The sequence below is a fragment of the Xanthomonas cissicola genome, assembly GCF_008801575.1.
Taxonomy (GTDB): Bacteria; Pseudomonadota; Gammaproteobacteria; order Xanthomonadales; family Xanthomonadaceae; genus Xanthomonas; species Xanthomonas cissicola.
Genome location: NZ_VZPL01000157.1, coordinates 1 through 2,860 on the forward strand (window position 1 = coordinate 1; position 2,860 = coordinate 2,860).

The 2,860-nt window shown below is 57.6% G+C and carries 4 protein-coding genes; all 4 read left to right on the plus strand.

Annotated features, from left to right (window positions below):
• Positions 1-127: 127 nt before the first annotated feature.
• The 4 genes from dsbG (at position 128) to F7R02_RS24805 (ending at position 2,775) form a co-directional block, all read left to right on the plus strand.
• Entirely contained in the window at positions 128-508 is a 381-nt protein-coding gene (dsbG, locus tag F7R02_RS24790) for a thiol:disulfide interchange protein DsbG (protein ID WP_268892714.1), read from the plus strand.
• A 43-nt stretch (positions 509-551) separates the two neighbouring features.
• Entirely contained in the window at positions 552-995 is a 444-nt protein-coding gene (locus F7R02_RS24795) for a hypothetical protein (protein WP_078589992.1), read from the plus strand.
• 207 nt (positions 996-1,202) lie between these two features.
• Positions 1,203-2,288 (plus strand): ArdC-like ssDNA-binding domain-containing protein, encoded by a 1,086-nt coding sequence (locus F7R02_RS24800; RefSeq protein WP_078589990.1) that lies wholly within the window; start codon positions 1,203-1,205, stop codon positions 2,286-2,288.
• A 31-nt stretch (positions 2,289-2,319) separates the two neighbouring features.
• Positions 2,320-2,775: a hypothetical protein gene (locus F7R02_RS24805; RefSeq protein WP_208789143.1), complete on the plus strand. Its 456-nt coding sequence runs from the start codon at positions 2,320-2,322 to the stop codon at positions 2,773-2,775.
• The last annotated feature ends 85 nt before the right edge of the window (positions 2,776-2,860 follow it).

A 2,860-nucleotide genomic window follows, 5' to 3' on the forward strand; every position in this document is an offset into this window, starting at 1 on the left:
CACGATCGGTCACTTGCCGGACCGCCTCGATCTTGAACTCATCCGTATACCGCTTACTGCTCATGGACACCTCCGAATCAGCCATTTTCCATGGCCTTGAGATGTCTAAGAAATCCTGGGCGTATCAATTTACGTCTTCGTTGACCCTACATGTCAGTATTGTCATCGACTCATGAGCATGGTCCGCCCGTACATTGCAGCAGGCACGCTGCAGGTACGTTGGTTGCCAGTGGCCATCCTCTCTTCGCGTAGTCCAGGCCTAGCTGAGGCGATGTATAAAGCACCTAATGTGGCGCAAGCAATCCAGTCCGTCTCGACCAATATGCTCAAGCCAGTGCCCGAGTCTGAGGCCATCCGCCTGCAATTGGCGCAGAATTTGCTTGCAATGCGTGACACCGGTCAAACTGGCGTTCCTCTCGTGGTTTATCGGGTGGGCCAACGAGTGGTGATCAAGTCTGGCGTACCGACGGATGCGGAGCTCGTAGCTCTCGCTGGCGGCGCTAAGTAATCCGCAAGGAAGAACAATCGTAGTTTTGAACCAGGGGAACACCATGCAAGTCGTCTCTCAGCAACGCCCATCCGTGGTCACCACACAGCTCTCGTCGCTGGATCTCGCTCAAGACTTCTACAAGCGGCATCAGCGTATCGACGTGGCGGACACTTTACTCAACGACTTGGCATACCTCTATGCCAGCGAGGCTTTGGGCGCCGACGAATGCGAAGCATTTGTCGAACGCATGGCGGAGGAGGAACACATGAAAGCCATCCGTCTAGACTTCTGCCATTGCTGCATGGCAGTCAACGCAGCGTTGTATCTTGCTGACCAGGGCGTCTATGAGGCCTTTCTACCGCTGCTGGACCTGGACGACGAGGATGACGCACTCGCGGACATGAAGCGCTTTGTATTGCGCAAGCTGGGGGAAGACCACGAGGAGCTCGCGGCAGATGAGGGCGCGTTCCGAGCTCGTGTTCTCTTGGCATTAAGTAGGATCTGAGCAGAGACGAACGGGCGTTGACGAGCCACTTTCGTTTGCATATAGTCATGACATAGAGGGTGATAGAAGTGGCACCCATCCCTGGTCCGAAGGAGAACGAAATGCAGACGAACCCAAACGAATTTACCTGGAAGGAAGCCCGCGAGATGGGCTTGGATGCGGCACCAGCCGACATGGTGCCGGACGAAGGTGAGCCGGAGGCCTGACATGGGTCTCCTGAGAACCCTTCGGGGTAGCCTAGCAGTCCCCACGCCACAGGCCGCCGCACCGGCGGCCTCTTCACATGTGTCCGGCCTCAGCCCAGCGTCTCGTCCGGTATACGATCGGGCCGCAGAAGGCACCGGCATCTTTGTAAAGCACATCGAAGACGGTGCTTGCCCCTGGCAGCAGCCTCAAAGCAAGCCACTTGAGTGGCCTCGGAACGAGCTACGTGGCACGCCTTACCACGGATTCAATGCGATCGCCCTCGCTATGAGCGGGTATGACGATCCCCGGTGGTGCACATTCGACCAAGCCGCCGCGAAAGGCTGGCGGGTACGCGCTGGTGAAAAGGCGACCTCCATTTTCATGTGGAAGGTTCAGGAAAAGGATACCGGCACGTTCGACGATGACGGTGAGCCGATCACGCAGAAGTTTCCGCTCTTGTGCCGGTTCAAGATTTTCAACTTCGCCCAGATTTCCGGCCCGGAACCGCACCAGCCGCATCAGCTGACCGACACCCAAGCGCGCAAGCTGGCCGAGCCGATCGTGGAAACGGTTGGCATGACTGTCACCGAGTCTGCAACTGAGCCTATGGGTTACAACCCCGAGAGGGACTCGCTTGTTGTGCGTCCACGTATCGCCTATCCGTCCGAAAAGCATTACTGCGCCGATCTGATGAACGGGGTCCTGGCAGTCGCGGCGCATGAGGCAGTAATAGGCCTTGCTTTGCCCGCAGAAGCGGAGATGACTGATCACCAGCGTGCCCAGCGCGATTTGCGAGTGGAGATCGCGCGCTCGATGCTCGCGATGCGCACCGGCTTGCCGCTGTCGCCGCCGGTGGCCGTCAAGGATGCAGCGATACTTACGCTACTACAGAGCGACAGGCGCGAGGTGTTCAGAGCTGCAAAGGATGCGGAGAACATCATGCGGTACGCCTTGGCGTTCAATCCGGAAGTCCTCCCGACACTGGAGGACGAGCATCGTGAGCAGATGAGCGCCGCGGTCGCCGGAGGTGCCCCAGAAATGGTGTTTGACCCGAATGAGTTCCAGTTTTGGCCAGCAGAACTGCAGCAAGATCGCCCGAGGCCGTAGTGTTTCGGTGTTGCCACCATAAGGAGTCGCCATGCCTTTAACTTCGAAGAAAGATCAGCTAGGCGCTTTGGGCTTTATCACTAGTGAGCGCTCTGTCGGCGAAATTGTGCAGGATCTACATAAGAAGTGGGAGAACGTCGGTCGTCTCGTGCCTGAAAGAGCTACGGTGGGCGACCGGGTTCTTTTTCGACTGGCAAAGGCTCTATTTCAGGACATGATTGTTGTCGCTGAGGGGCTGCCGGAGGACGACCTTGTCTGTGAGCAGTATGACCAGCTGCAGCGTCGATATCTATTGTCTGACGCAGAGGGCCGTCGATCGCTAGTGTCAGCGATTCGGCACCAGCACCTGATGCAGCCTGTGCCCGAGTCTGAGGAAGTGGTGCCCCAAACCGCTCTGGTACGTGTCTCCGGCGCCGCATACGTGCCGATCACCTTGCGTGTGCTGCTTAGACTCAACTTCCAAGCGCAACACCCTCTCAGCAAGTAGGGTGTATGCATGTCAAAGAGCTACGTTCACCTCAGCGCAGAAGAACGCGCAGTTCTCCAGATTGAAACGCGACGAGGCCAGAGCT

Excerpts from the sequence above, each read along its gene's own strand:
- F7R02_RS24800 (WP_078589990.1), top strand. The coding sequence starts at position 1,203 with ATGGGTCTCCTGAGAACCCTTCGGGGTAGCCTAGCAGTCCCCACGCCA.
- F7R02_RS24805 (WP_208789143.1), top strand. The coding sequence starts at position 2,320 with ATGCCTTTAACTTCGAAGAAAGATCAGCTAGGCGCTTTGGGCTTTATC.
- F7R02_RS24795 (WP_078589992.1), top strand. The coding sequence starts at position 552 with ATGCAAGTCGTCTCTCAGCAACGCCCATCCGTGGTCACCACACAGCTC.